This window comes from Maritimibacter sp. 55A14 (assembly GCF_003122205.1).
Classification (GTDB): Bacteria; Pseudomonadota; Alphaproteobacteria; order Rhodobacterales; family Rhodobacteraceae; genus QEYE01.
Genome location: NZ_QEYE01000065.1, coordinates 1 through 934, shown reverse-complemented (window position 1 = coordinate 934; position 934 = coordinate 1). Strand labels below are relative to the sequence as shown.

Sequence of the window (934 nt, the reverse complement as noted above, 5' to 3'; positions counted from 1 at the left end):
ATAGCTCCAGACGTGGTTGCGATGCGCCGGCCGCAGCCGGACACACGACCCGTCGTTCAGCCAGAGCCGTCCCCTCTTCGGTTGCTTCATTGGCACTTTCAGCCCCTCCCGCCGCCATAGCCTCTCGACGCGCTTGTCGTTGACCTGCCAGCCCGCATCCCGCAGCAGGGCCGCGATCCGACGATAACCGTAGCGGCCGTACTGACGGGCCAACTCGATCATGTCCGCGACCAGGCGGTCTTCGTCGGCTCGGCCTCTCGGCAGCTTGCGCTGTGTCGAGCGATGCTGACGCAGCACGCGGCAGGCCCGACGCTCCGACACCCGGAGCTGACCCCGCACATGATCGATGCAGGCGCGGCGGCGGGCGGGGCTGAAAGTACCAATGCGACTATGAGGGCTTCACCTGCCGCTCCAACGTCACTGACTGCGTGGACAAATACGAAGACCTTCTAGATCGCCACAACGACCTCGTGAGCGAGTACAACGATCTTCTGGAAGCCTCGAAGGGGTTAAAGCGCCGTAGTGAAGACACTGAAAGCTGTGTAACCTGGGCAACGACACTTGAAGAGGCGCAAGGCTGCTTCTGATCCGGCCAAATCAAATGAAGATGCCCACACGTTGTCCACGGTGACGAACTGGGCCGTGAATGCGCATTCCAGAAGCATTCGGTTGCATCATGCTGTGGCTAAGATGCCGCACCAGGTTCACCAAAATTCGAGCCGCCCGGTGCTTCCGTATTGCTTCCGGAAATGAAGCGCCTCTCGCGAGCCGCAAACAGAGGCTCCGTAAGTTATTGATATTTAACTCTAAAGTGGTGAGCCGTGCAGGGCTGTGCGGGGCAAGGGAAATCAACGGCTTGCGCTGGCGAACCGGAAAATCCTACCCCTTGATTTGATTGGGCTTTTCGGGTCTCTGGCGAACCGTTTCAGGAGCC

At 59.9% G+C, this 934-nt stretch carries 1 pseudogene; it reads right to left on the bottom strand.

The window, feature by feature from the left end:
* Window positions 1–372 (bottom strand): annotated as a pseudogene (locus DDZ14_RS19195) (IS3 family transposase); the annotation flags it as partial.
* Window positions 373–934 lie beyond the last annotated feature (562 nt).